The sequence below is a fragment of the Candidatus Nitrospira neuquenensis genome, assembly GCF_979578155.1.
In genome coordinates this window covers 105,203-129,694 of record NZ_CEFZDU010000038.1, presented here as the reverse complement: position 1 = coordinate 129,694, position 24,492 = coordinate 105,203, and the positions used below count along the sequence as shown (strand labels likewise).

Here is a 24,492-nt window from a genome sequence, read left to right as displayed (position 1 = left end):
GACGAGGAGAACACGGATGCCGAAAGAACTGAACATGGTCCAGCCGCCGGGGGCGGGGAGCGGCGACGCCTGCACCTACCTGTGGGCCTGCGCGATCTGCGACGAGAACGAGACCTGCCGGAAGGACAAGGAGGGGCACAGCCGCTGGCTCGTCGCCAAGCGGATGGAGCGCATCCAGCACAAGGTCCTCGTGATGAGCAACAAGGGCGGGGTGGGCAAGAGCACCGTGACCACCAACCTCGCCGTCAGCCTGGCGCTCAAGGGCCACGAGGTCGGCATCTGCGACATCGACATCCACGGACCCAACATCCCGAAGATGGTCGGGGCCGAGGGCCAGAAGCTCAAGATCAGCACCTCGGGCGGCATCATCCCCTTCCAGGCCTACAACCTGCGCATCGCCTCGATGTCCTTCCTGCTCCAGAACTCGGACGACCCGATCATCTGGCGCGACGCCTACAAGTACGAGTTCATCAACCAACTGCTCGGCGGGGTCGAGTGGCAGGATCTGGACTTTCTGCTCATCGACCTGCCGCCCGGCACGGGCAACGAATCGGTGACGACGATCGACTTGATCGGGCCGCAGCACGTCAGCGGCTGCGTGATCGTGACGACCCCGCAGGAGGTCGCGCTGCTGGACTCGCGCAAGTCGGTCACCTTCGCCAAGGACAGCGAGATTCCGATCATCGGGATCGTCGAGAACATGAGCGGGCTGGACTGCCCGCACTGCGGCAAGCACATCGAGGTGTTCCGCAAGGGCGGCGGCGAGGCCTCGGCCACCGACATGGGCGTGCCGTTCCTCGGGCGCATTCCGCTGGACCCGGAGGTCGTCACCCAGTGCGACGCGGGGGAGCCCTTCGCGATGTTCTACTCGGACACGCCGACCGCGGACGCCTACCACCAGATCGCGAACAAGGTGGAGGCCTTCTGCAAGCGCAGCGGGTCGCTGCTCAAGCTGTCGCCGCTCAAGAAACGGTAGGGGGACGCGCGTGGGAGGCATGGACGGATTGACGAGGCTGGAAGCCGCTCAGCGGATCGTGCTGGACGCGGCGCAGCCGCTGGGACTGGAGAAGGTCAGCCTCCTGGAGGCGACGGGCCGGGTGCTCGGCGAGGACATCCTGGCCGCGCGGGACAACCCGCCCTGGGACAACTCGGCGATGGACGGCTTCGCCGTGCGCGCGGAGGACCTCCGGCAAGAGCACGCGATCGCCAAGCCGGTCGAGCTGACGGTCATCGAGGAGGTGCCGGCCGGCAAGGTGGCGACCAAGGCCGTGGGGCCCGGACAGGCCATCCGCATCATGACCGGGGCGCCCATCCCCCGCGGCGCCGACACCGTCGTCAAGGTGGAGGAGACCGAGTCCTGCGGCGACCGCGTCCGCATCTTCAAGCCGGTCGAGCGGGGCGCCAACGTCCGGCCGCAGGGCGAGGACGTCAAGAAGGGCGAGCGGATCATCGCCAAGGGCACCCAGATCCGGCCGGGCGAGGCGGGGATGCTCGCCATCCTGGCCAAATCCTTCGTGCTCGTCTACCAGCGGCCGCGGGTCGCGGTCCTTTCCACCGGCGACGAGCTCGCCGACCTCGACGAGCGGTTCGACGAGGACAAGATCATCAACTCCAACAGCTACGGCATCGCGGCCGCGGTGCGGGAGGCGGGGGGCATCCCCATCCTGCTCGGCATCGCGCGGGACGAGCCGGCGGCGCTCAAGGAAAAGATCGCCCACGGCCTGACGGCGGACGTGCTCGTGCTCTCCGGCGGCGTGTCCATGGGCGACTACGACTTCACCAAGGCCGTGTTCCAGGAGCTGGGCGCCGAGATGAACTTCTGGAAGCTCGCCATCCGGCCGGGCCAGCCGCTCGCCTTCGGCCGCATCCGGGACACGCTGGCCTTCGGGCTGCCCGGCAACCCCGTCTCCTCGATGGTCACGTTCGAGCAGCTCGTGCGGCCGGCCCTGCTCAAGATGATGGGGCACCGGAGCTACGGACGCCCCGTCCTCCAGGCGGTCTTCCAGGAGAAGTTCTCCAAGCGACCGGACCGCCGGCACTTCCTGCGCGGGATCCTGACCCGCGAGGAGGGCGTGCTGAAGGTACGCACGACGGGAGACCAGGGGTCCGGCATCCTGACCTCGATGGTGAAGGCGAACTGCCTCATCGACGTCCCGGTCGAGACCGAGCGGCTGTCCCCCGGCGATCTCGTGGACGTGCAGGTGTTGAACGGCCAGTTCTGGGTGCGGTGATCCGCCCATGGCTCCACCGATTCTCTGCTTCGTCGGCCGGTCCAACAGCGGGAAGACGACGCTCGTCGAGCGCCTGATCCCCGAGCTGGTCCGGGCGGGCTATCGCGTGGCCACGATCAAGCACGCGGGCCACGGCTTCGACCTGGACACGGAGGGGAAGGATAGCTGGCGCCACAAGCAGGCGGGCGCCAGCGCGGTGGTCGTCCTCTCGCGGGGCAGCCTCGCCATGTTCGCCGACGTGCCGGAGGAGATCAAGGTGGAGGAGATCCGGGATCGGTTCCTGGATGCCGAGATCGACCTGATCCTCGCCGAGGGCTGGAAGAGCGACGACTTTCCGAAGATCGTCGTCGTGCGCGACCGCTACGGCGAGGTCCCCGTCTCGCCCGGCGGGCTGCTGGCCGTCGTGTCCGGCGGGCCCATCGAGCTTCCCGCCGGCGTGCCCTGGCTCGACCGGGACGACGTCGCCGGGCTGTCCGCGCTCGTCATGCGCCACTTTCCGAAACGCCGAGAGGCATGAGCCCCAAGCCGGGACCGCTCGCCATCCTCGTGATCCTGGCCGGCGCGCTGGCCCTCGGCGTCGCCGTTCCGCTGACCAACCACCCGAAGTTCTGCGCCACCTGCCACAACATCGCCCCCTCCTACGAGTCGTGGACGGCCTCGACGCACAAGGAGGTCACCTGCGTCGCCTGCCACGTGCGGCCCGGCGTCGAAGGCTTCCTGCACGACAAGGTCCGGGCGGGGCTCAAGGACGTGGCGATCACGCTGTTCGGCACGCCGACCGACGCGCACAACCTGCAGGCGACGGTCCACAGCGAGGTCTGCCTCGCCTGCCACCGTGCCATCCTGCGCGTGAGCGAGGTGGCCGAGCGGGACCTCCCCGAGCCGGTCAAGCAGGTCGGGCTCGTCATGAGCCACCGCATGCACATGGAGGCCTTCGCGAAGCGGGGCCGGGGTGAGGGGTGCACGACCTGCCACAGCCGCGTCGTCCACGAGAAGCCCATCAAGGGCTACCCGATCGTCATTCCGCGCGGGCACGTCCAGGAGGACGCCGAGCGGTACGAGCCGGACCATCCGCCGGGCAGCGCGCTCCACAAGGCGGCCCTGGCCGACTGTTTCCGCTGCCACGACGGCAAGACCACCTACGAGGGGCGGGTCTTGAGCCGCAAGTGCGAAACCTGCCACATTCCGGAGAAGATCAGCCGGTTCCTCTTCAACTGATCGGATCGGGAGCCCCATGCCGGCCATCGTCGAAGTCCAGCACCTCACCAAGCGGTTCGGCGACTTCACCGCCGTGGACGACGTGTCCTTCGAGGTCCGCGAGGGCGAGATCCTGGGCCTGCTCGGGCCCAACGGGGCCGGCAAGACCACGACCATCCAGATGATGCTCGGGCTCATCACGCCGACCGCCGGCGCCATCCGCATGTTCGGCCTGGACCTCGCCGCGCACCGGGAGCGGATCCTCAGCCGGGTCAACTTCTCCTCGACCTACATCTCCATGCCCTACGCGCTGACCGTGGAGGAGAACCTCCGGGTCGTCGCGCGGCTCTACGGCCTCTCGGACGTGCCCCGGCGCATCGAGGAAGTGGTCAAGAAGCTGGAGATGGAGGAGTTCCGGACCACGGTCACCCGGCGGCTGTCCTCCGGGCAGATGACGCGGCTCACCCTGGCCAAGGCCATCCTCACCGAGCCCAAGGTCCTGTTCCTCGACGAGCCGACGGCGAGCCTGGACCCGGACATCGCCCAGAAGATCCGGAGCCTCCTCAAGGAGGTCCGCGGCGCCGGTGGCCTGACGGTCCTCTACACCTCCCACAACATGAAGGAGGTGGAGGAGATGTCCGACCGCATCATCTTCCTCCAGCGGGGGCGGATCGTCGCCCAGGGAACGGCCGAGGAGATCACGACCCGGTTCGGCAAGGCCGACCTGGAGGAAGTCTTCCTCAAGATCGCGCGGGAACCATGAAGCTTCACCGCATCCTCGCCCTCATCACGCGCCACGTCTACCTCTACAAGCGGAGCCTCGCCCGGCTCATGGAAATCTTCTACTGGCCCTTCCTCGACCTCGTCGTCTGGGGCTTCATCACGGTCTACCTGATGCGGTTCAAGGGCGAGTTGCCCGGCGTCGTCACCTTCTTCCTCGGCGCGCTGATCCTGTGGGACGTCCTGTTCCGGGCTCAACAGGGCATCACGATCTCCTTCCTGGAGGAGATCTGGGCGCGGAACCTCATGAACCTCTTCGCGAGCCCGCTCACGCCCGGCGAGTTTCTGGCCGCCACGATGGCGATGAGCGTGCTCAAGGTCACGATGGTCTCGATCGTCATGGCCCTGGCGGCGCTGATCTTCTACTCGTACAACGTCTTCATGATCGGGGCGGCCCTGGTGCCCTTCGTCGTGAACCTGATCGTGACCGGCTGGACCATCGGCGTGTTCACGACGTCCCTGATCATGCGCTTCGGCCAGGAGGCGGAGGTGCTGGCCTGGGGCATGGTCTTCCTCTTCCAGCCGATCTCCTGCGTCTTCTACCCCCTCGAGGTCCTGCCGGGCTGGCTCCAGGCCGCGGCCTGGGCCAACCCCGCCGCGCACATCTTCGAGGGCATGCGGGCGGTGCTGACGGGGGCCGGGATGCCGCTCACGCACCTGGCCTGGGCCGCCGGCCTGAACGTCGTCTACCTCGCGGCGATGGTCGCCTGGTTCCACTACATCTTCAACGTTTGCAAGGACAAGGGGCTGCTGGTGCGGGTGGGGGAGTAGGGGGCCTCGGCCGGCGAAGGGGCGGGCGCAGGCGCACAGCTCAACGGAGGGGGACACGATGGCCAGGCTCGATGAGGTGGCGGAGGGCGTCTATCGGATCAACACGCCGGTGTCGCCGACGGTGGTGCCCGGCGGGTTCAGCTTCAATCAGTACCTGATCCTCGACGACGAGCCGCTGCTCTTCCACACGGGCTCGCGCCGTCTGTTCCCGGAGGTCGTCGAGGCCCTCCGCCGGGTCATGCCGCCGGACCGGCTGCGCTACATCGCCTTCTCCCACCATGAACAGGACGAGGACGGCGCGGTGAACGAGTTCCTGGCTGTTGCGCCGGCGGCCGTTCCGCTCTGCAGCGCGGTCAATGCGATGATCAACGGGGATGGCATGGACCGAGCGCCCAGGGTCCTGCGCGACGGCGAGCGGCTGCGCCTCGGCCGGCGCCTCGTCCGGTGGATCGACGCGCCCCATGTCCCGCACGGCTGGGAGTCCGGCTACGTGATGGAGGAGACGACGGGGACGCTGCTCTGCGGGGACCTCTTCACGCAGCCGGGCACGGGGGAGGCGAGCGTGACGGAAGGGGACGTGCTCGGTCCGAGCGAAGCGCTGCGCAAGCAGGGCGGGGACTATTTCTCCCATGGACCGCACCTCGCCCGGACGCTCGCCGCGATGGCGGCGCTCAAGCCCAGGCTGCTGGCGTGCATGCACGGGAGCGCCTGGCGGGGCGACGGGGCGCGGCTGATCGGCGAATTGGCGGGGGTGATCGGCGCGGGCCGGTGACGCCCGGTCGCCGGCTCACCCGGCGGCCGGGCGGAACCTGCCGGTCTCGACGTCCTGGATGAAGCCCAGCAGGTCGGCGAAGTACCGCGGCTGGTCGTCGTAGAGCGACAGGTGGCTGCCGCGCTCGCAGATCGCCACGCGGGATCGCGGGATCAGCGTCCCCATCCGCCGGATGTCCTCCACCCGCATCGTGTCGTGGCGCCCCACGGACAGCAGGGTCGGGACCCCGATGGCCGGCAGGTCCTTCCAGCGGTCCCAATCCTTCATCCGGCCGGTCACGACGAACTCGTTGGGCCCCTGGAGCGTCTGGTAGACCTGTCGGTTCATGTGCCGGAGGGTGCGCTTCACCGGCTCCGGCCAGGGCCACACCCGGCAGATGTGCTTCGTGTAGACCTGCTGAAACAGCGTCGCCTCGTATTCCGGCGCGTCGAACCGGCCGGCGGATTCGTATTTCTCCAGCAGGGCGAGCACGTCCGGTGGCAACCGCCGGCGGAGCTCATCGAGGTAGGCGGCGTAGGACGCCATGCTCGCCGTCATGTTGGAAATGATCAGTCCCTTGAGGTGGTGCTGATACTTCAGCGCGTACTCGATGGCGAGCATCCCGCCCCAGGAATGGCCGTAGAGGTAGAACCCCTCCAGCCCGAGGGCCGCCCGCACCTGCTCGACCTCCTCCTGGAACCGGTCCACGGTCCAGAGGTCGGGCGCATCCGGCTGGTCCGAATAGTGCGAGCCGAGCTGGTCGTAGTAGTAGAAGCGGATCCCCCGCTGCGGCAGGAAATCCTCGAAGCATTCCAGGTACTCGTGGGTCATGCCGGGGCCGCCGTGGAGGGTGAGGAGCGCGAGGGGACCGGTCCCCACGCGCTTCGTCCAGACGCGATAGCGTCCGTCCACCTGGACCACGCGGACGCCACCGGTCTTGACCTCCTCGTCGGGAGCGGCCGCCGGCGCCGCCTCCGTCTCCGGCGACGAGGCGGCCGGGATCGGCCGTGCGCCGATCGCCGAAGCCAGGAAGGTCAGGGTGCTCATCCGCAAAAATGCACGCCGATCAAGGTCGGGCATCTCATCGTCTCCTTCCGCATGGCGGGACGGTCGGGGCCGTCAGGTTTCCTTGAGCCGGTCCAGCCTGGCCCGGTCCATCTGGACGAACAGGGACTTCTCCTGCGTCACCGTGACCGTCCCCGGCTGGTGGCCCTTGGCCTTGCGCACCCACTTCCGCCGCGTGTAGATCACTTCTCCTTTCCCGCTTTTCTTCAAGTCGCTGTAGAGCAGGGCGAGGGTGGCCGCGTCCCTGAGGGTTTCCTGCGGCGGGTCGGTGCCCTTCTCCAGCCGGACGACGACGTGGGAGCCGGGGACGCCGCGGGCGTGGAGCCAGAGGTCGTCGCTGTGGGCGAACCGCAGGGTCAGCTCCTCGTTCTCTCGGGCGTTCCGGCCGACGTAGATGGGCAGGCCGTCGGATGAGGTGAACCGCCGGAAGGGGCCGGAGCGTTTGGCCGTCCCCTTGCCCGTCGTCGCCGGCCGGGACCCGCGGGGGGCGGAATGGCGTGCGGCGGTCGCCGGCTCCGGAGGATTCCAGGCGCCGTCGAGGACCGCCTCCCGCTGGGCGCGCAACCGGTCGAGCTCCCGTTCGGCGGCCTCCAGGCGTGGGCGGATTGCCCCCTCGGCGGCGATGAATTTCCGGTGCTTCTTAAAGTACTCCTCCATGTTGCCTGTCGGCCCCTTCGCGGGGTCCAGCGGGATGACCAGCTCCGGCAGCGCGGGGTCGAAATAGTCCACGACGGTCGCCCGATCCCGTCCGGCCTCGAGGCCGCCCAGGTTCGCCTTGAGCAGCTCGCCGTACCGGTTGTAGTCCCGGTACCGGCCGGCCTTGTCCAGGTCGGCGCGCAGCGCTTCCGCCCGTCTCGCGGTCTTCCTGAGCGCCTTCTTGATCTCCGCCAGCCTCGCCTGTCTCGCGCGCTCCCGCGCCCGCTCCGTCTCCCGTTCGTGATAGCGGTCCTCGAACAGGCGCGACAGGGGAAAGGGCTCCTCGCCGGTCGCGATGGGGCTCGCCGCCGGCTCGGGCTCCGGACGGGGCCGGTCCGCCGGCGGGGCCCAGGGTTTGCCGACCTCATGCCGTCCCTCGACGAGCGTGGCCAGGACCCGATCCTGCCCGTCCAGCAGCAGCAGGTCCGCGCTCCGGCCGGTCAATTCCGCGACGAGCGAGCAGGGGCCCTCCCGCGCCGTCAACCGGAGGCGGACGAGGCGATCGTCGCCGACCTGTTCGATCCCCTCGATCCGCGCGCCCGGGATGCGGGCGCGGAGAAATTGACAGAAGGGCGGGGGCGTCGGCGGGTTGGCGTAACGCCGTTGCGCCAGGTGCAGCCGTCCCGTGTCGGGGTCCGCCGAGAGCAGGAGCGTGAGGGTGCGCCCCCGGGCGCGGACCTCCAGGGTGACGGTCCGCGGGCCCGGCTGGTGGATCTTCTGCACCCAGCCGCCGGTCAGGGCCGGCGCGACTTCGGCGAGGAGCGATCGGATCTCGGTGTTGGAGAGGGCCATGGAGCGGCGACGATCCCGACGACGGACCCCAGTCTGCCGTTCCCGGCGCCGGAAAGCAAGGTCGCGCCGAGCCGCTTGACGTCATTTCGATGACGGGGGCCGCCACCGCATCGGCGGTTCGCGACGAAACCCGCCGAAAATCGTGCGCCCGGCGCCTGGCACCGGCATTGCTCCCTCCCGTCGCGTCCCCGTCAAGCGGCGGCCGAGGCATTCCGATAAGACCCGTAGGGGGCCCCAGAGGAGGAGGGCAAGCGATGCACTGCGAGCGATGTCAGGGCCTGATGGTCGAGGATCATCTGATCGACATGCAGGACGACAGCGGCAACCTGTGGCTCCGCACCCGCCGCTGCGTCATCTGCGGGGCGGTCTCGGAACCGCTCATCGACCGACGCCGGCGCGGGGTGGTCGCCGACGTGCGCCCGCTGGTGGCGCTCACTCCAAAGAACAGGGCGAAGCCCGCCCGGCACATCGTCCCGCTGACCGCCTGAGGCGAGCTGGCCTCCGCTCCCGAAGGACCGGCCGGCCGCCGTCGCCCGGTTCGCCCACCTGCGGCGGCCGGCGGTCGGCATCGCCCGCGCCGCCCCTCCGAACCGTTTCCCCGCACCCCCACCAGTCATCCCCGACCGGCCCACTCCGTTCAGTCGCCCCCAGATCCCGCCGATACCGACCGTGAGGCAGGGAGGAAACTCCGCCGGCCGTGCGCCGGTGGACAACAGGGAGGTGGCCCATGCGGGTGCGGAGACGGGCGCCGTTCATCTGTGTCGTGCTCGTGATGTGGCCCGTGCTCGGCGTGGCGGGATGGGCGTGGAGTTGCGACGCGGGGCCGGACCGCCGGGCCTTCGACTGGCGGCTGGCCGAGTGGGCCGAGCCGATGGGCAACGGCCTCATGCTCGTCGCCTTTCGTGGATCCGAGGGAGACGCGATCACGCACGTCGCCTACCATCGCGTCGTCCGCGTCGTGGCCGGCGTCGCGCCGGAACTGCCCGACGAGGAAGCGGCGCGGTTCATCCAGTTGGTCACGGAGGGCGATCTGGAGCCGCTCACCTATCTGGTCGTCCGGGAGGCGCTCACCTACGGCACGGACCTGGATCAGCAGGGCCTGCCGCGTCGCTCCTGGGGCGACCCGGAGGAAGATGGGCTGAACGGGAACGAACGGCGCGGAGGCTAGCCCCTTTCCGAGCCACCCTGGAACCCGATATGATGGCCCCGCCCGCTGGCGGTCCCTGAGCATCCCGGGCGGTCCATGGAGCCCTTGCCCCTCTCGCAACAGGCCCTCAACGTCCTCGAATGGCCGCGGGTGCTGGAAGCCCTCGCCGGCCGGGCCTGCTCGTCCCTGGGCGCCGCGCGCTGCCGGGCGCTCGAGCTGGAAGGCGACCTGCCGTCGGCCGAGGCGCGGGCGCGCGAGACGGCCGAGATGGCCGCCCTGCAGGAAAGCAGCGAGCCCTTCCCCTCCCTGGCCTTCCCCGACCTCCGCGAGGCGCTGAGCCGGGCCGGCAAGGGCGCCGTGCTGGAGCTGCCCGAGCTCCGGGACGCGGCGCTCCTGCTCGGTGCCGCCTTCGACGTCCTGCGCGCCCTGGGGCGGCGGCGCGAGCAGGCGCCGGCCCTCTGCGCCGTCGCCGCGCCGCTGGAGGCGCTCCACGCGGCCCACGGCGTCAAGCAGGCCCTCGACCGGGCGATCGACCCCGAGGGGCACCTGCGGGAGTCGGCCACCCCGGAGCTGCGGCGGCTGACGCACCAGGCCCAGGCCTTGAAGCAGACGATGCGGCACCGGCTGGAGGCGATCCTCGCCTCGCGCCGCTACGCCGAGCTGCTGCAGGAGCGGTACTTCGCCCAGCGCGAGGGGCGCTACGTCGTGCCCGTCAAGGTCGAGCAGCGGGACCGGGTGCCGGGCATCGTGCACGACGTCTCCGCCAGCGGCGCGACCGTATTCGTCGAGCCGCGCGAGCTCGTCGAGCTGAACAACTCCATCAAGGTCGCCGACCTGGAGGTGGAGCGGGAAGTCCGGCGGATCTGCCGGGAATTGTCCGGTCTGGTGGGGGCCCGGGCGGCGGAGCTGCTGGCCGGCCTGGACGTCCTGGCCCGGCTGGACTGCATCGCGGCCAAGGCCGCTTTCGGCCGGCTCGTCGGCGGGCGGACCGTCGCGCTCAACGACCGCGGGCGCATCGCGCTGCGGCGCGCGCGACACCCCCTGCTCGTCCTCTCGCGCGAGCAGGTCGTGCCCAACGATCTCGTGCTCGACGAGACCGTGCGGACCCTCGTCATCTCCGGTCCCAACACCGGGGGCAAGACGGTGACGCTCAAGCTGGCGGGGCTCTTCGCCCTGATGGTCCGGGCGGGCCTCCAGCTCCCCTGCGACGAGGGCTCCGAGATGGCGGTCTTCCCGGAGGTCTACGCCGACATCGGGGACGCCCAGGACCTGACGCGGGACCTCTCCAGCTTCTCCGCGCACATGGTCCAGATGATCGAGCTGCTCCGCCAGGCCGGGGGCCGGGCCGCGCCGACGCCCGGCGCGCCGGCCCGCGCGCTGGTGCTGCTGGATGAGCCCGTCACCTCCACCGACCCCGTGGAGGGCGCGGCCCTGGCCGAGGCGCTGTTGCTGCGGCTGGCGGAGCTGGACCTGAAGGTGATCGTCACCACCCATTACAACGCGCTCAAGACCCTGGCGCAGACGACCCCCGGGTTCCTGAACGCGAGCGTGGAGTTCGACGTGAGCCGGCTCGCCCCCACCTATCGGCTGATCATGGGCATCCCGGGGGGCTCCTCCGCGATCGAGATCGCCGGCCGTCTGGGGATGGACGAGGCCCTGCTGGAGCGGGCGGTCACGCTCCTGCGACGGGAGGATGTCCGGCTCGAACGCACGCTGGCCGAGTTGCAGGAACGGCAGCGCCGGCTCGACCGGGACCAGGCCCGCCTCGCCGAGCTGACGGCGGAGGCGGAGCGCGCGGCGCGGGAAGCGGCCGAGATCGCCGAACGCCTGCGGCGCACGGAGCGCGACGAGCGGAAGACCGTCAAGCGCAAGCTCACCGACGACCTCCTCAAGGCGCGGGCGGAGGTGCAGGCGGTCCTCGACGCGCTCAAGGGCGAGCGGACGCCGGCCAAGGCGCGCGAGGCCAAGCAGCGCCTCGCCGAGATCGCCGAGCAGGCCGAAAATCGTGTCGCGCCGCTCCGGGACACTGTCCCGCTGGACGAGCTCAAGGCCGGCGACGCGGTCGAGGTGAGCGGCCTGGGCGTGGTTGGCCGGCTGCTGGAGGCGCCGCGGGGCAAGAAGCGGCTGCGCGTCCGGGTCGGGGAGGCCGAGATGTCGGTGGCCGCCGACTCGCTCGTCGGCCTGCGCGGGGAGCAGGAAGGCGCGCCGCCGGCCCCGCCGCCGCCCGGCTCCGGCGTTCCCGCAGCGCGACTGGCGTGTTCCCGCACGGAGGCGGACGCGCCCGCCGTGCTCGACCTCCGCGGCCGGACCGCCGAGGACGCGCTGGAGGCCACCGTCGCCGCCCTGGACCGCGCCGCACTCGCCGGCGCGCCGCTGCTCCGGCTCATCCACGGCCACGGCACCGGCCGGCTAAAGACGGTCCTTCGCGACTACCTCAAGACGTCCCCCTACGTGGCCGACTTCCGTCCCGGCGAGCGGGCGGAAGGAGGCGACGGCGTGACGGTCGTGAACCTCCGATAGCGCGTCCCTGCTCCTCCCCGCGGCCCGCGCGTTCCGCCACCCTCCCGGCCGACGTCCGCTCCCGCCGAAGGGAGGCGCAACCCTCCCGTCGTGCTGGTGGATTTGCACAGGCCGGTGGTGGATATCGGCCAACCCTCGCCGCCGCTATTGACGAGGGCGGCCCGATATCGGGCGCTTGTGCGTTCCCCGCCTGGCACCGCGCTTGCGAGCCCCCGCACGGCAGCACGCGACGGCCGGTCCCGGTCGTCGCTACGAGAAAAGGAGGGACGTGATGAGGCGACATCTGGAACCAGTGGACCTGGTCGTGGCCGTGGGGCTGATGGCGACCGTCTTCGGCGGTGCCCTGTTTTTCCTGACCACGGAAGGGGCCTTGCAGGCCGGCGCGACGCAACCGGCGCCGATCGGCTCGGCCATGGGCGCGACGGATGGGATGCAGTGGGTCCAGCCGGCGCTCGGGCAGGCGATCGTGGACGACTACCTGCTCGAATGGAACCTGGCGCAGCACGCGGTGGGGCTGGTGACGGAGCTGAACCGCGCCACCGTGGCGGACCATCGGCTGCGCACGACGCCCTTCGGTTACCTGGAGCGGGTCAGGGCGATGGCCGGCCGGATCGAGGAGGATCACCTCGCCCGCGTCCAGTACGTCATGGGACGCACGATCGTGGCCTTCACCGACCGGGGGGTGCGCGAGCGGGCGCTGTCCGCCGAGCGGTCGGACACGCCCTTCAACCGCCGGCTGATCGGCACGGCCAGGGACATCGGGGAACGGATGGATCGGAGCTTCTACTCCGGCTGGCAGGCCCGGCTGGGTGAGATGATCGTGTCGGCCAGCGTGACGCAGGCCAGGATGGTCGAGGAGAGCCAGCAGCGCATCGGCTCGGCGATCGTCCGACTGGCCGCGGTCCAGGACCGCTACCTCTCGGCCAGGGACGCCTCGCAGCAGCAACTGGCGGCGATCACCGTGGCCGCCCTGCACGCGGAGCAGGCGGCGGATCGGTTCGCGCGGCTCGCGTCGGCCGACCGGCTGGCGCAGGAGCCGGGGGCGACGCTCCCGCTCTCCGAGCCGATCAGCCTGCCCGAGGTGCCCTACGGCTACCTGCTGCTCGCCTCCCTCGCGCTGACCGGCCTGTTCTTCGTGGGCCTGTCTCTGCCCGGCTTCCGGCCGGAGTCCGGGGCCGCGCGGTCGGCCGAGGCGGAGGCGCGGGTCGAGCACACCTTCCGGAAGACCGGCTGAGGGGGCCGGGGGGCGACGTCGGCACGACCGTGCCGGCGCCGCGTCGAGGGAGAACCTGATGATGTCCTGGGGGTACTGGGGGATCGTCGGCGCCTTGGTGGCGATGTTGGCGGTCCTCTTCGTCTGTCTGGAGATCCTGTCTCGCGGGGAACGGTGCGCTGGGCCGGACCGGGCCGGCGCCTCCGGCGGGACGCGACGCGACGCCGAGCCCGGAACCCGACACGCCGCATAATCGGGGTCTCGGGACCTGGCGGCGCCTGGAGGACGTCCTCCGACGGGGGACGCCCTCCGGTCGCCCCCGCGCGGCCCGTACGAGGACGTGAGCGATGAAACCCCGCCCCATGGGAAGGTCCCGCCCGCCGCCGTGAGGCCGGCGGTCGGCCGTTGACCGTCAACACCGTTCCCCGTCCGAACCACCGACTGGGAGGTGAGAGACATGTGCGCCTCGATCGGACTCAAGCTGACGGTGGGCAGCCTGCTGATGCTGACGCTGATCGCCGCGTCCCCGCCGGTCGCCGCCGCGACGGAGGACCGGCCGGAGGGCACCGGGCCGGCCGTCCACGAAGGGAAGCCGGGAGGGCAGACGGCCACCCCGGACGAGCAGATGGGCGTGCGCCGGGATGCGCCGGCCGGAGGAGAACTGGGCCGGGGCAGCGAGCGGCCCATGAGCATGCCCGAGGAAAGCGAGTTCATCCCGCCCACGGGGGGACAGGGGATGACGCCGGAGATGCTCGATGAGCTCCGGCACCAGGAAGAACGGGCCGCGCTGTCCTTCTGAAGGGTCGCGCGGAAGGGGCCTTCGCGCCGTCGGCCGACCGGTGTCGCCGTCCGGCGCGAAGGCCCTCGCGACGCCGCCTTGACTTCACCCCACCCCACGCCTACCATCGGTCCCACCGGACGATGCGCCGGGGCTCGCGGCGGCTGGTCCGCGTGGCGGCTCCTCGCGGGCTGCCTGCTCCTGGCGCCGTGGACCCTGGCCGGCGCGGAAACGGGCCCGCCGCTGCGGGTCGTGCTGGAGCGTGAGCAGACGGCGCGGCTCCTTGCCGTGGCGCTCTATGCGGGCCGTTACGTCGTCAACGAGAACCAGGACCGCATCAACCGGCCGACGGCGGACGCCGGGAGCTTCACGCCGGACCTGTTCGAGGCGCAATTCGTGGAGATGTTCCAGGTGCGCTCCGGCCTCGACCTGCGGACGATCGACTCCAGTCGTCTGCCTTCCGACGCCAAGCGGCTGCTCCGGACCATGATGGAGGTGAGTCGGGAGGTGGTGGCCGAGGCGGAGCCGGCGCTCGCCGTCGAGGGGGCGGGTTTCAAGGGCTTCGTCCCCGCGGTGTTCGGGGCCCGCGTCGCGGGCAAGTTCGCCGCGCGGACGGGGATCCGGTTGAAGCAGACGGCCCTCGCGCCGCGCAACCCGTCGAATGCGCCCGATGAATTCGAACGGGCGGCCCTGCGGGAGTTCGCCGACCCCGCCTACCCGCAGGAGCAGGTCATCAGCGAGCTCACCGCCGGCAGCCGCTCGCTGCGGCTCATGTTCCCGCTCTACGCGACCAGGCGGTGCCTGGACTGTCACGGCGAGCCGAAGGGCGTTCCCGACCAAACCGGCTATCCGCGCGAGGGGCTCCGGCTGGGGCAGAACGCCGGCGCCATCAGCGTGGTGATGCCGATCGAGCCATGAGGCTGGCCGGCTGCCTGGGCGTGATCACGGTCCTGCTCGCCGCGGGACCGGCGGTGCCGGCGGAGGGGCCCGGCCTCCCGCCGGAGAAGCCCGCCGGGAGCGGCGTCATCGTCCACCCCGACGGCTACATCCTCACCGCGCGCCATGTCCTCGCCGACGCCCGCCGCATCGTCGTGGTCACGCCGGGCGAGTTTCGCGCGCCGGCCGTGGTGGTCAGCGCCGACCCCGAGCATGACCTGGCCCTCCTGAAGATCGAGACGATCGGCCTGTCCGAAGCGCCGCTCGGCTACGCGAGCGAAGTGAAGCTCGATCAAGAGGTGCTGCTGCTCGGCTTCTCCTTCGGGCTCAGGGAAGTCTCGGTCGCGCGCGGGCGCATCGCCGCCATCCGCACGAAGGGCGTCCGACGGGTCCTCCAGGTGGATGCCGCCGTCAACCCCGGCAACAGCGGCGGCCCCCTCTTCAACGGCAGGGGCGAGCTCATCGGCATCCTGACGACCAAGTTCTCCCATCCGTCCGGCCTCGTCCCCGAGGGCATGGCGTTCGCCGTGCCGATCAGCTACGCCACGCCCTTGCTCGCGAACATTCCCGACTACGATTTCGCCGCGATCGGCCGTGGGCGCGGTGAGGCCGCGACGGGAGCGGGCGTCCCCGTGGAGGCCCTGGTTCGGACGGCGGTCCGGATCGAGGTCGCCAGGGGACGGGAGCCCGCGCCCGCCCCGCCGGGACCGGCCGCCGGGCTGCAGCCGGCCGAGGCACACCCGGCTCCGGCGGTCGGTCGGGAGCGCGGCCTCGCCCCGGACCGGGCCGCCGCCGACCCCCGGGCCGTGGAGGTCGCGCCGGGCAACGGCCGGCCGGCCGAGCTGCAGCAGGCGGAGCTGCGCCGGCTCGCGGAGCGGGGCGTGGCGGCGCCTGAGGGCATGGTGCTCATCCCCGCCGGCGACTTTCTGATGGGGGACGAGGACGGGCTGCCCGACGCCCGTCCGCCGCACCGGGTCCACCTGAGCGCCTACTGGATCGATCGGTACGAGGTCACGAACGAGCGGTACCGCGCCTGTGTCGAGGCCGGCGTCTGCGCGCCGCCGCGCGCGCGCGAGGCGTTCGACGATCCCCGCGCCGGCGCGCATCCGGTGACCAACGTCACGTGGCTGCAGGCGCGGACCTACTGTCACTGGCGGGGGGCGCGCCTGCCGACCGAGGCCGAGTGGGAGAAGGCGGCCCGCGGCCCCGACGCCCGGCGGTATCCCTGGGGCGACGACGAGGGGCCCATTCAACGCGGCCGGCACGACGGAGCGGGGCGGACCACCGAGCCGGTCGGCAGCCGGCCGGACGCCGCCTCGCCCTACGGCGTGCAGGACCTGGTCGGGAGCGTCTGGGAGTGGGTCAAGGACTGGTACGCGGAAGACTATTACGGCCGCAGCCCCGCCCGGGACCCGCAGGGGCCGCTGCGCGGTTCGTTCCGGGTGCTGCGGGGCGGCGACTGGACGAGGGGGGCGGTGGAGCTACGGGTCAGCGCCCGCGCCTGGGATGAGATGACCTACTGGGGGCCGACGCTGGGGTTTCGGTGCGCCGCGGACGCGCCCTGAGGCGGGGCCGTCATCCCGCGACGAGGCAGCGGTCCAGCAGGCGGTCCAGCGCGGCAAGGCGGGCGGTCTGGTCCTCGGGCGAGCCGACGGCCTGGTCGTCCGGGGCCAGCCCCGGCAGCGGCGGCCGCCCCCCCTCGGTGAGCAGCAGGGCCTGGAGCGGGAGCGCCGGCGCCAGGGTCTGCCTGGCCCGCAGGAAGGCCTCCAAGTGCGCCACCGCCTCTCGATCCTCCGGGTTGAGCAGGAGCAGCGCGGCCCTCGCGTGGGGAAGGTACTGCTCCCAGACCGGCCGGAAGCGCCGCTCACCCCGGACCGCGACCAGGTGCAGCACGTGGCCCGGGGCGATGAGAATCCGCCCGAAGTCGGCGCGGTGGTCGGCGGCCGGCTCCTCCGTCCCGACGGCGGCCCAGCGGGACCCGGCCAGGTCGCCGATCACGCCCTGGATCAAGGTGTCCGCGCCCGCCCCCGTGACTCCGACCACCAGGATGCGGTGGACCATCGTCCCGCGAAGCCCGGTCGCCGCGCGCCGGCCCCGCCGTCCCAACTCCTCCAATCGCGAGAGCACCTGCCGAACCAGCGGGGCCGCCGGCGACTCTTCGGCGGACGGGGCGGGCCGGCGATCCTCCTGCGCCCGATCCTGCTCGTGCCGCTCCAGCGCCAGGAGGTCCTGCACGAGGAGGTTCGCCATGCTGGCGGTGATCGGCCGCTCCTCCGGCGCGGCGTCCGGGACGAACAGGTAGCGGCCGGTCTTCCAGCCCAGGAGGATGAACAGCGGCTCCTCGCGCTTGGGCGAGCGGATGTCGGCCTGCACGATGACGCCCTCGTGGAAGTAGAGCGTGCCGGTCCGCTCGCCGTGGCTCAGGACCAGTGCGCCGGTCTTCTGCTCCAGCTCCAGCGTCTGGATCAGGTCGAGGAGGTCCACGTCCTCGAGGCGGCCGTTCGGGCCGATTTCCTCCAACGGGATCCGGCGGGCCAGCTCCAGCCGGTCCATCACCGTTTCCACGCTCTGCAGGAGGCGCTCCAACGGGCAGGGCTTGGTGACGTAGTCGTCGGAGCCGAGCTTGCGCGCCCGGACGCGGTCCGCGTCCTGGTCCCGGGCGGTGAGGAAGATGAAGGGGATCGTGCGGGCCTGCGGGTCCTGCCGGAGGCGGCTGCACAGCTCGTAGCCGTCCATCCCCGGCATGGCGATGTCGGCGATCACGACGTCGGGCCGCGCTTCGGCCATCCGGCGGAGGGCTTCCTCGCCGTTCAGGGCGGACCGCACCTCGTAGCCGCGTCCCTCGAGGTAGAGCGACAGGATGCGCAGCCAGCGGGCGTCGTCGTCGACTGCGAGGACTCTGGCGGCCATAGGCTGGAGCGGTGCGCGGCTCCTCTCGCGTCGGGGCCCGGCGGCGTCCCCCTAGCCGTTGAGGATCGTCGGCTGTCCCACGCCGTGAATCACGTCGTCGGTGATGACGACCGAGCGGACGTTCTTGAGCGCCGGCACCTCGTACATCAGGTCCAGCATCACGTCCTCGAGAATCGTGCGGAGGGCCCGGGCGCCGGTCTTCATCGCCGCGGCGCGGTGTGCGATCGCCTTCACCGCCGCCGGCGTGAACTCCAAGCGCACGCCCTCCAGCTCGAAGAGCGCCTGGTACTGCTTGAGCAGCGCGTTCTTGGGCTCGACGAGGATGCGCTCCAGGGCGGGCTCGTCCAGGTCCGAGAGCGTCGTCAACACCGGCAGCCGCCCGATGAACTCCGGGATCAGTCCGAACTTGAGCAGGTCCTCCGGCTGGACGCGCTCCAGCGGGCCGCCGGGGCCCGGCGCCTCCCGCGTCGTCGGACCCGCGCCGAAGCCCATCCGCTTCTGGGTGGTCCGGGCCGCGACGATCTGGTCGAGGCCGACGAAGGCCCCGCCGCAGATGAAGAGGATGTTCGTCGTGTCCACGCGGATGTACTCCTGCTCCGGGTGCTTGCGGCCGCCCTTGGGCGGGACGTTGCAGATCGTGCCTTCGATGAGCTTGAGGAGGGCCTGCTGGACCCCCTCGCCGGAGACGTCGCGGGTGATCGAGGCGCTCTCGGACTTGCGGCTGATCTTGTCGATCTCGTCGATGTAGATGATGCCGGTCTCCGCGCGCGTGACGTCGAAGTCGCAGTTCTGCAGCAGCTTGAGGACCACGTTCTCCACGTCCTCGCCGACGTAGCCCGCCTCGGTCAGCGTGGTGGCGTCGGCGATGGCGAAGGGGACGTGCAGGATCCGCGCGAGGGTCTGGGACAGGAGCGTCTTGCCCGTCCCCGTCGAGCCGATCATCAGGATGTTGCCCTTCTGCAGCTCGACATCCCTCGGCCGGGTGCGGTTGAGGACGCGCTTGTAGTGGTTATGGACGGCGACGGCGAGGACCTTCTTCGCCCGCTCCTGGCCGATCACGTACTGGTCCAGGATGGCCTTGATCTCGGTCGGCTTGGGGAGCTGCAGAACCTGGGCGGCGTCTTGCGGCGCGGCGGCGCGCTCGCTGAGGAAGGTGCTGCAGAGATGGATGCACTCGTTGCAGATCAGCAGCGTGGCGCTGGTCCGGCAGCTCCGGCAGTGGTAGGAGGCGGGGCTCTCGATGAGGCTCTTGACCAGGCCCTCGCGCTTGCCGCAGAAGGAGCAGTGCCGCTCCTGCTTCTCCTTCTCCTGGCGGGACTCCCAGAACACCGTCGGTTCCTCCCTCGCGGCCCCGCGCGGGCGCGGAGCCGGCGATCATCTTAGCGGGAGGCGCGGCTCCTGACAAGCGGTCAGCCGGCGGTCCCCCGCGCCGGGACTCCGGCCTCCGGCCCCGTGCCGTCCCCGGGCGCCGGCGGGCCGCAGGCCGGGAAGCGGAGGATGAACCGACTGCCCCGGCCCTCCTCGCTGGCGACCTCGATCGCGCCGCCGTTGTCCTGCACCAGCCGCTTCACGTTGGTGAGGCCGAGGCCCGTGCCGTACTCCTTGGTCGTGAAGAAGGGCTCGTAGATGCGGTCCAGGTGGCTCGCGGGGATGCCGCAGCCGGTGTCGGCCACCTCGATCGCCACCAGGCCGTCCCCCTCGGCGCGGGTGGCGAGGGTGATCTGGCCCCCCGCCGGCATGGCCTCGCGGGCGTTGGCCAGCAGGTTGACCAGCGCCTCCTTCACCTGGTCCGGGTCCACGGCGATGTCGGGCAGCCCCTCCGCGAACCGCGTCTCCACGCGTACCCGCTCGTGGCCCCCCTGCGTCTGCCACTGCCAGAGCGCGAGCTGGGGCAAGGCCTCGGGGCGCAGGCGTCTGGGCTCGGGCGGCTTCTGCCGGGCGTAGCGCAGGAAGTCGTTGATGCGGTGCGTAAGCCGGTCCACCTCGTCGATGATGTACTGCGCGACCTCCCGCCGGACCTCCTCGGCCTGCCGGTCCTCGACCACGAGCTGGGCCGAGCTGCGGATGACGCCGAGCGGGTTGCGCAGGTCGTGGGCCAGCGCGGCGAGCAACTGGCCGACCGACGCGAGCTTCTCCCGGCGGATCAGCTCCTCCTGCTGGGAGGTGACCGTGCGCAGGCTCTCTTCCAGCGCGCTCCGCATGGCCTGGAAGGTCCGGGCCAGGTCCTCGATCTCGTCCCCCGTCCGGATCTCCGGCGCGGGCTCGATGCGGGTCGCCGGCGGCGCGTTGGGCAGGGCGGCGACGTGCTGCTTGAGCGCCTCCGTCTCGCGCCGGAGGGCCAGGATCGGGCCCACGATCCGGCGGCCCACGACGAAGCCGAGCGAGGCCAGCACGACGACGAGGCCGAACCCGATCAGCCCCACCGCCAGCAGCATGGAGTTGATCGGGGCGTAGGTCTCCTCCGGCGGCTGTCGCACGAAGGCGAACCAGCGGGTGCCGCCGAGGCTGGCCGGGCTGAGCCGGTGGGCGAACCGCACCGGCGCCGCGCCGACGATCGAGTCGTGCCCGCCGTGGGCGTCGTCGTCGGCGACCAGCCAGAGCGGCTCGTCGCGCGCGAGCTGGTCGAGCAGCGTTTGCGGGATGAGGTGGGCGGTCGGCGGCAGGACCGGACAGATGAGGGGCGTGCCGTCGGTGTCGAGCAGCATCCCGTGGCCGGTGTCGCCGACCCGGATCGGCAGGATCGTGTTCAGGAGCACGTCGCGGCGGACGACGATCCCGACCGCCCCGGCCGGCGGGCCGCCGGCCTCGCCGGGAATCGGGACTGCGACCTCGAAGACGTATTCGTTGAGTCGGGGGTCCAGCCGGAGGGCGCTCACGTAGGCTGTGCCCGGCGGGCCGCCGAACGCCTCCCGCCACCATTCTTCGTCGGCGTTGAGGTAGGGCACGTGCGCGTCGGTCGAGGCCACGAGCGCGCCGCGGCTGTCGGCGATGACGACGCGCACGTAGTAGCCGGCCTCCCGCGCCCATTCGCGCAGGTACTCGCCCGTCTCCAGCAGGCCGGGCGGGAACGGACCGCCGTCGAGCAGCGCCTTGCGGTGCGCGGCGGCCCGGGCCGCGAGCAGCATGCGGACCTCCGCCTCGCTGCGGCCCGCGTACTGCCGGTTGGTCGCGTCCACGACCCGCCGGATGAGCAGGGGAACGCGGGCCAGCCGCACGGCACGGTCCACTTCCTGGTCCACCGCGGCCGCGATGCGGATGGCCGTGGATCGGGCGATCTCCTGGAAGCCGCTGCCGATGGACCGCTTCAGGCTGCTGATGCTGTAAAGGTAGGTGGCCGTCAGCGCGACGACGCCGGGGAGGGTCCCGACGATCAGCAGGGCCACGAAGAACTTCTTCTGAAGGCCGCCGGTGCGGGGCATCGCGTCGCTCGCGACTCAGGCCAGGCGGTACTTCGCCATCCGGTAGCGCAGCGTGTTCCGGGTCATCTTCAGCAGCCGGCTCGCCTCCGAGATGTTGCCGCCGGCCTTCTCGATGGCCTCCTCTAGCAGGGTCTTCTCCAGCTCCTCGGCGGAGAGGCCGAGGGCCAGGAGCGAGGGGCGCTCGCGCCGGTCCCCGTCGGCCGGCGCCCGCAGGTAGGCGGGGAGGTGCGCCGGCGCGATCTCGTCCTCCTTGCAACTGATCGTGAGCCACTCCGCGACGTTGTGCAGCTCGCGGACGTTGCCGGGCCAGGCGTGGCCTTCCAGGACGGCCAGGGCCTCCGGCGTGACGCGCCGCGCCCGCGTGCCCCGCTCGCGTCCTGCGCCCTCCAGGAAGGCGTCGAGCAGGGCGCGGATGTCCTCCGGCCGCTCGCGCAGCGGCGGCAGGTGCAGCGGACAGACGTTCAGCCGGTAGAAGAGGTCCTCGCGGAAGCGTCCCCGGCGGATGAGGTCGGGCAGGTCTTGGTTGGTGGCGCAGATCACCCGGATGTCCACCGTGATCGCGCGCGTGCTGCCGAGCGGCTCCACGCGGTGGTCCTCCAGCACGCGCAGCAGCGTGGCCTGGGCCGCCGGGCTCATCTCGCCGATCTCGTCGAGAAACAGGGTCCCGCGGTCGGCGAGCTGGAAGCGGCCGCGCTTGGCCTTCTTCGCGTCGGTGAAAGCGCCCGCCTCATGGCCGAACAGCTCGGATTCCAGGAGCGATTCGGGCACGCCGGCGCAGTTCACGGCCACGAGCGGGCCGCGCGCCCGCGGGCTCGCGTAGTGGATCGCCCGCGCCAGCAACTCCTTGCCGGTACCGCTCTCGCCGGTGATCAACACCGTCGCGTCGGTCCGCGCCACCTCCTTCGCGAGCTGCAGCACCTCCTGCATCTTCGGGGAGCGGGTGACGAGTCGCTCGAAGGCGTACTGGTCCCGCAGGCCGGCGCGCAGCGCCTGGTTGTCCTGGGTGAGCTGCCGGTGCTGGAGGGCCCGGCCGATGACGATCTTGAGCTCCTCGTTGTCCACGGGCTTGGAGAGGTAATCGTAGGCGCCCTTGCGCATGGCCTCGACGGCGGACTTGACCGTGCCGTAGCCGGTGATGACGAGGACGGGCACGTCGGGCAGGGCCTGTTTCGCGGCTTCCAGCACGTCGAGCCCCGTGACGGCTCCGAGCTGGAGGTCCGTGACGATCAGGTCTACGTCCGGCTTGTCGCGGATGAGCGCCAGGGCTTTCTCGCCGGATTCGGCGAGGATAAGGTCGTACCCCTCCGGCCGCAGCACGAGGTCGAGGAGACGCCGCATCCGTTCCTCGTCCTCGATGATGAGCAGGGTGGCAGGAGGCATGGGCACCTACCGGAGGGGCCGGCGGCGAGGGGCGCCCCTGCGATCACTATAGAGGAGGCGTGTGGCTCGCGCAAGGGCGCGGCCTAGCCCGCGGCGCGCCGCGCCAGGTTGCGGAGGGCGAGCCCGACGTTCCGCAACAATCCTGCGCGCTTGGCCCGGCGGATGGGGCTCCCGCGGAAGGCGGCGGCGAAGCCCGCCTCATCCAATCGGGTCAGGGCGAGGAGGTCCGGCCCCCTCGTGAGCGGAGTCGGCCGGAAGGCGGGCTCGGCGGTCGGCGATTCCTGGACGTTGTAGGGGCAGGCGTCGAGGCAGTCGTCGCAGCCGAAGATCCGGTTCCCCAGGCCGCGGGCCAGGTCCTCCGGGATCGCCTCGGCGGGCCCGCGGAACTCGATCGTGAGGTAGGACAGGCAGCGGCGCGCGTCCACGACGTAGGGCTCGACGATGGCCCCCGTCGGGCAGGCGCGCAGGCAGAGCGTGCAGGAGCCGCAGAGGTCGGCGCCGGGCTCGTCGGGAGAGAGCTCCAGCGTCGTCAGGATCTCGCCCAGCAGGAGCCAGGAGCCGAACCGATCCGACACGAGGTTCGCGTGCTTGCCGATCCAGCCGAGCCCGGCCTCCTGGGCCCAGGCCTTCTCCATCACGGGTCCCGTGTCCACGTACCGGCGCGTCGCGACGCCGGGCGCGAGGGCGCGCACGCGGGCCTCCAGCCGCGCGAGCCGCTCGCCGAGCACCTCGTGGTAATCCCGGCCCCAGGCGTAGCGGGCGATGCGGCCGCGCCCCGGTCCCTCGTCCGGGCGGTCGCCGGTGAAGTAGTTCAGGCCGACGGAGACGACCGACCGGCAGCCGGGGAGCACGAGGCGGGGATCGGCCCGCCGTTGCGGGTCCCGCGCCATCCAGGCCATCGTGCCGTGGCAGCCGCGGCGCAGCCAGTCGGTCAGGCGCCGGCCCAGGCGCGCCGGCAGCGCCGCCTCCCCGGGAGCGACCCGCGCGATGCCGACGGCGTCGAACCCCAGGGCGCGCGCCTCGCGCTTGATCGCCGCCGCCAGGTCCATCTCACTCATCCGGCTCCGGCCCCCGCTCGTCGTAATACTTTTCCCGATAGACCGGGCAGAGCCCGCGCCGGTTGAGCAGCGCCGTCACCTCCTTGATCATCGCGCCGTTGCCGCAGAGGTAGGCGGCGAGCCCGGCGACGGAGGTGATCCGTTCCTCGACCAGGCGCGTCACGCGCCCGACCTCGCCCGTCCAGTCGGGCTCCGGCCGGGACAGGGTGACGACGGCGGAGAAGCCGGGGTGCTCCGTGGCGAGCGCCGCCAGCTCCTCCTGATAGTAGAGGTCGCGCCGGCTGCGCAGGCCCCAGTAGAGCGTGGCGCGGCGGGCGTCGCCGCGCTCGCGCAGGGCCAGCAGCATCGAGCGGATGGGCGCGATGCCCGTCCCCGTGGCGACGAAGAGGCGGTCGCGGGTCCCGTCGTCCTTCAGGGTGAAATGGCCGGCCGGGCCCTTGAAGCGGACCTCGTCCCCGGGGCGGAGCCCGAAGAGAAAGCCGGAGCCGGGGCCGCCGGGCACGCGGTTGAACAGGAGGGTGAGGATCCCGCGCCGGCTCGGCGGGGAGGCGATCGAGTAGGGGCGGGTCACGGGCCGTGCGGCGCCGGGGGGCAGGACCTCGAAGGAGATGAACTGACCGGCCTGGAAGGCCAGCTCCGGGGGCTCGATCAGCTCGAGGTCCAGTTCGCGGACGTCGTGGGTGAGGTCCCGGCAGCGGGCCACCCGCGCCCTGAAGGTCTGGAGGGGCATGTGGCTATTCTGCCACAGGGAGCCAGCCCGGCGCTCGGAGGGGCCGGGCCGGCCCGGCCCAGGCGGTCAGGTTGCGAGGCCTTGATCGACTGTGACAGAGTGAGTGCCCGAAGGAGGG

The 24,492-nt window shown here is 71.5% G+C and carries 23 protein-coding genes; 15 read left to right on the top strand and 8 right to left on the bottom strand.

The annotated features are described in order from the left end of the window. The first annotated feature begins 16 nt into the window (after positions 1-16). From AC1U7O_RS16720 to AC1U7O_RS16690, 7 genes are read left to right on the top strand one after another with little or no spacing between them, the layout of a single operon-like run. Positions 17-976, top strand: coding sequence for an Mrp/NBP35 family ATP-binding protein (locus AC1U7O_RS16720; protein ID WP_479896031.1), 960 nt, complete (start codon positions 17-19; stop codon positions 974-976). Between the two features lie 19 nt (positions 977-995). Further along, the gene (locus tag AC1U7O_RS16715; protein ID WP_479896030.1) at positions 996-2,231 is read left to right on the top strand and encodes a molybdopterin molybdotransferase MoeA; all 1,236 of its coding nucleotides are present in this window, start codon (positions 996-998) and stop codon (positions 2,229-2,231) included. A gap of 7 nt (positions 2,232-2,238) precedes the next feature. Continuing rightward, positions 2,239-2,748 carry a molybdopterin-guanine dinucleotide biosynthesis protein B gene (gene mobB, locus AC1U7O_RS16710; protein WP_479896029.1) on the top strand — a complete coding sequence of 170 codons (510 nt, stop codon included), beginning with the start codon at positions 2,239-2,241 and terminating at the stop codon, positions 2,746-2,748. Further along, a complete protein-coding gene (locus AC1U7O_RS16705; RefSeq protein ID WP_479896028.1) occupies positions 2,745-3,449 on the top strand; it encodes a cytochrome c3 family protein in 705 nt (234 codons plus the stop codon). The genes mobB and AC1U7O_RS16705 overlap by 4 nt, the downstream gene beginning before the upstream one ends. A 16-nt stretch (positions 3,450-3,465) precedes the next feature. Further along, positions 3,466-4,191, top strand: coding sequence for an ABC transporter ATP-binding protein (locus AC1U7O_RS16700; protein WP_479896027.1), 726 nt, complete (start codon positions 3,466-3,468; stop codon positions 4,189-4,191). Further along, positions 4,188-4,979 (top strand): ABC transporter permease, encoded by a 792-nt coding sequence (locus AC1U7O_RS16695; protein WP_479896026.1) that lies wholly within the window; start codon positions 4,188-4,190, stop codon positions 4,977-4,979. Before AC1U7O_RS16700 ends, AC1U7O_RS16695 begins: the two co-directional genes overlap by 4 nt. A 58-nt stretch (positions 4,980-5,037) precedes the next feature. Then, on the top strand, positions 5,038-5,751 hold the full coding sequence (locus AC1U7O_RS16690; protein ID WP_479896025.1) for an oxygen-binding di-iron domain-containing protein: 714 nt from the start codon (positions 5,038-5,040) through the stop codon (positions 5,749-5,751). A gap of 15 nt (positions 5,752-5,766) precedes the next feature. Here AC1U7O_RS16690 and AC1U7O_RS16685 read toward each other — a convergent pair whose 3' ends face one another. Continuing rightward, entirely contained in the window at positions 5,767-6,810 is a 1,044-nt protein-coding gene (locus tag AC1U7O_RS16685; protein WP_479896024.1) for a proline iminopeptidase-family hydrolase, read from the bottom strand. A 39-nt stretch (positions 6,811-6,849) separates the two neighbouring features. Beyond that, positions 6,850-8,283 carry an Rqc2 family fibronectin-binding protein gene (locus tag AC1U7O_RS16680; RefSeq protein WP_479896023.1) on the bottom strand — a complete coding sequence of 478 codons (1,434 nt, stop codon included), beginning with the start codon at positions 8,281-8,283 and terminating at the stop codon, positions 6,850-6,852. Positions 8,284-8,537: 254 nt separating this feature from the next. Here AC1U7O_RS16680 and AC1U7O_RS16675 point away from each other — a divergent pair, with 254 nt between their 5' ends. From AC1U7O_RS16675 to AC1U7O_RS16640, 8 genes are all read left to right on the top strand, one after another. Continuing rightward, entirely contained in the window at positions 8,538-8,771 is a 234-nt protein-coding gene (locus tag AC1U7O_RS16675; protein WP_479896022.1) for a hypothetical protein, read from the top strand. Positions 8,772-9,010: 239 nt separating this feature from the next. Continuing rightward, positions 9,011-9,451, top strand: coding sequence for a hypothetical protein (locus AC1U7O_RS16670; RefSeq protein WP_479896021.1), 441 nt, complete (start codon positions 9,011-9,013; stop codon positions 9,449-9,451). A 75-nt stretch (positions 9,452-9,526) separates the two neighbouring features. Further along, positions 9,527-11,950: an endonuclease MutS2 gene (locus AC1U7O_RS16665; protein WP_479896020.1), complete on the top strand. Its 2,424-nt coding sequence runs from the start codon at positions 9,527-9,529 to the stop codon at positions 11,948-11,950. 271 nt (positions 11,951-12,221) lie between these two features. Further along, positions 12,222-13,184, top strand: coding sequence for a hypothetical protein (locus AC1U7O_RS16660; protein ID WP_479896019.1), 963 nt, complete (start codon positions 12,222-12,224; stop codon positions 13,182-13,184). A gap of 58 nt (positions 13,185-13,242) precedes the next feature. Continuing rightward, positions 13,243-13,416, top strand: coding sequence for a hypothetical protein (locus AC1U7O_RS16655; RefSeq protein ID WP_479896018.1), 174 nt, complete (start codon positions 13,243-13,245; stop codon positions 13,414-13,416). A 204-nt stretch (positions 13,417-13,620) separates the two neighbouring features. Further along, positions 13,621-13,962 (top strand): hypothetical protein, encoded by a 342-nt coding sequence (locus tag AC1U7O_RS16650; RefSeq protein ID WP_479896017.1) that lies wholly within the window; start codon positions 13,621-13,623, stop codon positions 13,960-13,962. Positions 13,963-14,040: 78 nt separating this feature from the next. Further along, complete coding sequence (locus tag AC1U7O_RS16645; RefSeq protein ID WP_479896016.1) at positions 14,041-14,859, top strand: Tll0287-like domain-containing protein; 819 nt, start codon at positions 14,041-14,043, stop codon at positions 14,857-14,859. Next, positions 14,856-16,442 (top strand): SUMF1/EgtB/PvdO family nonheme iron enzyme, encoded by a 1,587-nt coding sequence (locus AC1U7O_RS16640; RefSeq protein WP_479896015.1) that lies wholly within the window; start codon positions 14,856-14,858, stop codon positions 16,440-16,442. The genes AC1U7O_RS16645 and AC1U7O_RS16640 overlap by 4 nt, the downstream gene beginning before the upstream one ends. A 10-nt stretch (positions 16,443-16,452) precedes the next feature. Here AC1U7O_RS16640 and AC1U7O_RS16635 read toward each other — a convergent pair whose 3' ends face one another. From AC1U7O_RS16635 to AC1U7O_RS16610, 6 genes are all read right to left on the bottom strand, one after another. Further along, positions 16,453-17,787 carry a response regulator gene (locus AC1U7O_RS16635; protein WP_479896014.1) on the bottom strand — a complete coding sequence of 445 codons (1,335 nt, stop codon included), beginning with the start codon at positions 17,785-17,787 and terminating at the stop codon, positions 16,453-16,455. A 51-nt stretch (positions 17,788-17,838) separates the two neighbouring features. After that, positions 17,839-19,116: an ATP-dependent Clp protease ATP-binding subunit ClpX gene (clpX, locus tag AC1U7O_RS16630; protein ID WP_479896013.1), complete on the bottom strand. Its 1,278-nt coding sequence runs from the start codon at positions 19,114-19,116 to the stop codon at positions 17,839-17,841. Positions 19,117-19,196: 80 nt separating this feature from the next. Beyond that, on the bottom strand, positions 19,197-21,206 hold the full coding sequence (locus tag AC1U7O_RS16625; RefSeq protein ID WP_479896012.1) for a sensor histidine kinase: 2,010 nt from the start codon (positions 21,204-21,206) through the stop codon (positions 19,197-19,199). 15 nt (positions 21,207-21,221) lie between these two features. Continuing rightward, on the bottom strand, positions 21,222-22,586 hold the full coding sequence (locus tag AC1U7O_RS16620; protein WP_479896011.1) for a sigma-54-dependent transcriptional regulator: 1,365 nt from the start codon (positions 22,584-22,586) through the stop codon (positions 21,222-21,224). Positions 22,587-22,669: 83 nt separating this feature from the next. After that, a complete protein-coding gene (gene queG, locus AC1U7O_RS16615; RefSeq protein ID WP_479896010.1) occupies positions 22,670-23,644 on the bottom strand; it encodes a tRNA epoxyqueuosine(34) reductase QueG in 975 nt (324 codons plus the stop codon). Continuing rightward, complete coding sequence (locus AC1U7O_RS16610; RefSeq protein ID WP_479896009.1) at positions 23,637-24,374, bottom strand: FAD-binding oxidoreductase; 738 nt, start codon at positions 24,372-24,374, stop codon at positions 23,637-23,639. Before AC1U7O_RS16610 ends, queG begins: the two co-directional genes overlap by 8 nt. Positions 24,375-24,492 lie beyond the last annotated feature (118 nt).

Coding starts and splice junctions, on each gene's coding strand:
- AC1U7O_RS16650 (WP_479896017.1), top strand. CDS start 13,621: ATGTGCGCCTCGATCGGACTCAAGCTGACGGTGGGCAGCCTGCTGATG.
- AC1U7O_RS16620 (WP_479896011.1), bottom strand. CDS start 22,586: ATGCCTCCTGCCACCCTGCTCATCATCGAGGACGAGGAACGGATGCGG.
- AC1U7O_RS16715 (WP_479896030.1), top strand. CDS start 996: ATGGACGGATTGACGAGGCTGGAAGCCGCTCAGCGGATCGTGCTGGAC.
- AC1U7O_RS16660 (WP_479896019.1), top strand. CDS start 12,222: ATGAGGCGACATCTGGAACCAGTGGACCTGGTCGTGGCCGTGGGGCTG.
- queG (WP_479896010.1), bottom strand. CDS start 23,644: ATGAGTGAGATGGACCTGGCGGCGGCGATCAAGCGCGAGGCGCGCGCC.
- AC1U7O_RS16625 (WP_479896012.1), bottom strand. CDS start 21,206: ATGCCCCGCACCGGCGGCCTTCAGAAGAAGTTCTTCGTGGCCCTGCTG.
- AC1U7O_RS16665 (WP_479896020.1), top strand. CDS start 9,527: ATGGAGCCCTTGCCCCTCTCGCAACAGGCCCTCAACGTCCTCGAATGG.
- AC1U7O_RS16690 (WP_479896025.1), top strand. CDS start 5,038: ATGGCCAGGCTCGATGAGGTGGCGGAGGGCGTCTATCGGATCAACACG.
- AC1U7O_RS16635 (WP_479896014.1), bottom strand. CDS start 17,787: ATGGCCGCCAGAGTCCTCGCAGTCGACGACGACGCCCGCTGGCTGCGC.
- AC1U7O_RS16680 (WP_479896023.1), bottom strand. CDS start 8,283: ATGGCCCTCTCCAACACCGAGATCCGATCGCTCCTCGCCGAAGTCGCG.
- AC1U7O_RS16705 (WP_479896028.1), top strand. CDS start 2,745: ATGAGCCCCAAGCCGGGACCGCTCGCCATCCTCGTGATCCTGGCCGGC.
- AC1U7O_RS16670 (WP_479896021.1), top strand. CDS start 9,011: ATGCGGGTGCGGAGACGGGCGCCGTTCATCTGTGTCGTGCTCGTGATG.
- AC1U7O_RS16675 (WP_479896022.1), top strand. CDS start 8,538: ATGCACTGCGAGCGATGTCAGGGCCTGATGGTCGAGGATCATCTGATC.
- AC1U7O_RS16655 (WP_479896018.1), top strand. CDS start 13,243: ATGATGTCCTGGGGGTACTGGGGGATCGTCGGCGCCTTGGTGGCGATG.
- AC1U7O_RS16695 (WP_479896026.1), top strand. CDS start 4,188: ATGAAGCTTCACCGCATCCTCGCCCTCATCACGCGCCACGTCTACCTC.
- mobB (WP_479896029.1), top strand. CDS start 2,239: ATGGCTCCACCGATTCTCTGCTTCGTCGGCCGGTCCAACAGCGGGAAG.
- AC1U7O_RS16685 (WP_479896024.1), bottom strand. CDS start 6,810: ATGCCCGACCTTGATCGGCGTGCATTTTTGCGGATGAGCACCCTGACC.
- AC1U7O_RS16640 (WP_479896015.1), top strand. CDS start 14,856: ATGAGGCTGGCCGGCTGCCTGGGCGTGATCACGGTCCTGCTCGCCGCG.
- AC1U7O_RS16700 (WP_479896027.1), top strand. CDS start 3,466: ATGCCGGCCATCGTCGAAGTCCAGCACCTCACCAAGCGGTTCGGCGAC.
- AC1U7O_RS16720 (WP_479896031.1), top strand. CDS start 17: ATGCCGAAAGAACTGAACATGGTCCAGCCGCCGGGGGCGGGGAGCGGC.
- AC1U7O_RS16610 (WP_479896009.1), bottom strand. CDS start 24,374: ATGCCCCTCCAGACCTTCAGGGCGCGGGTGGCCCGCTGCCGGGACCTC.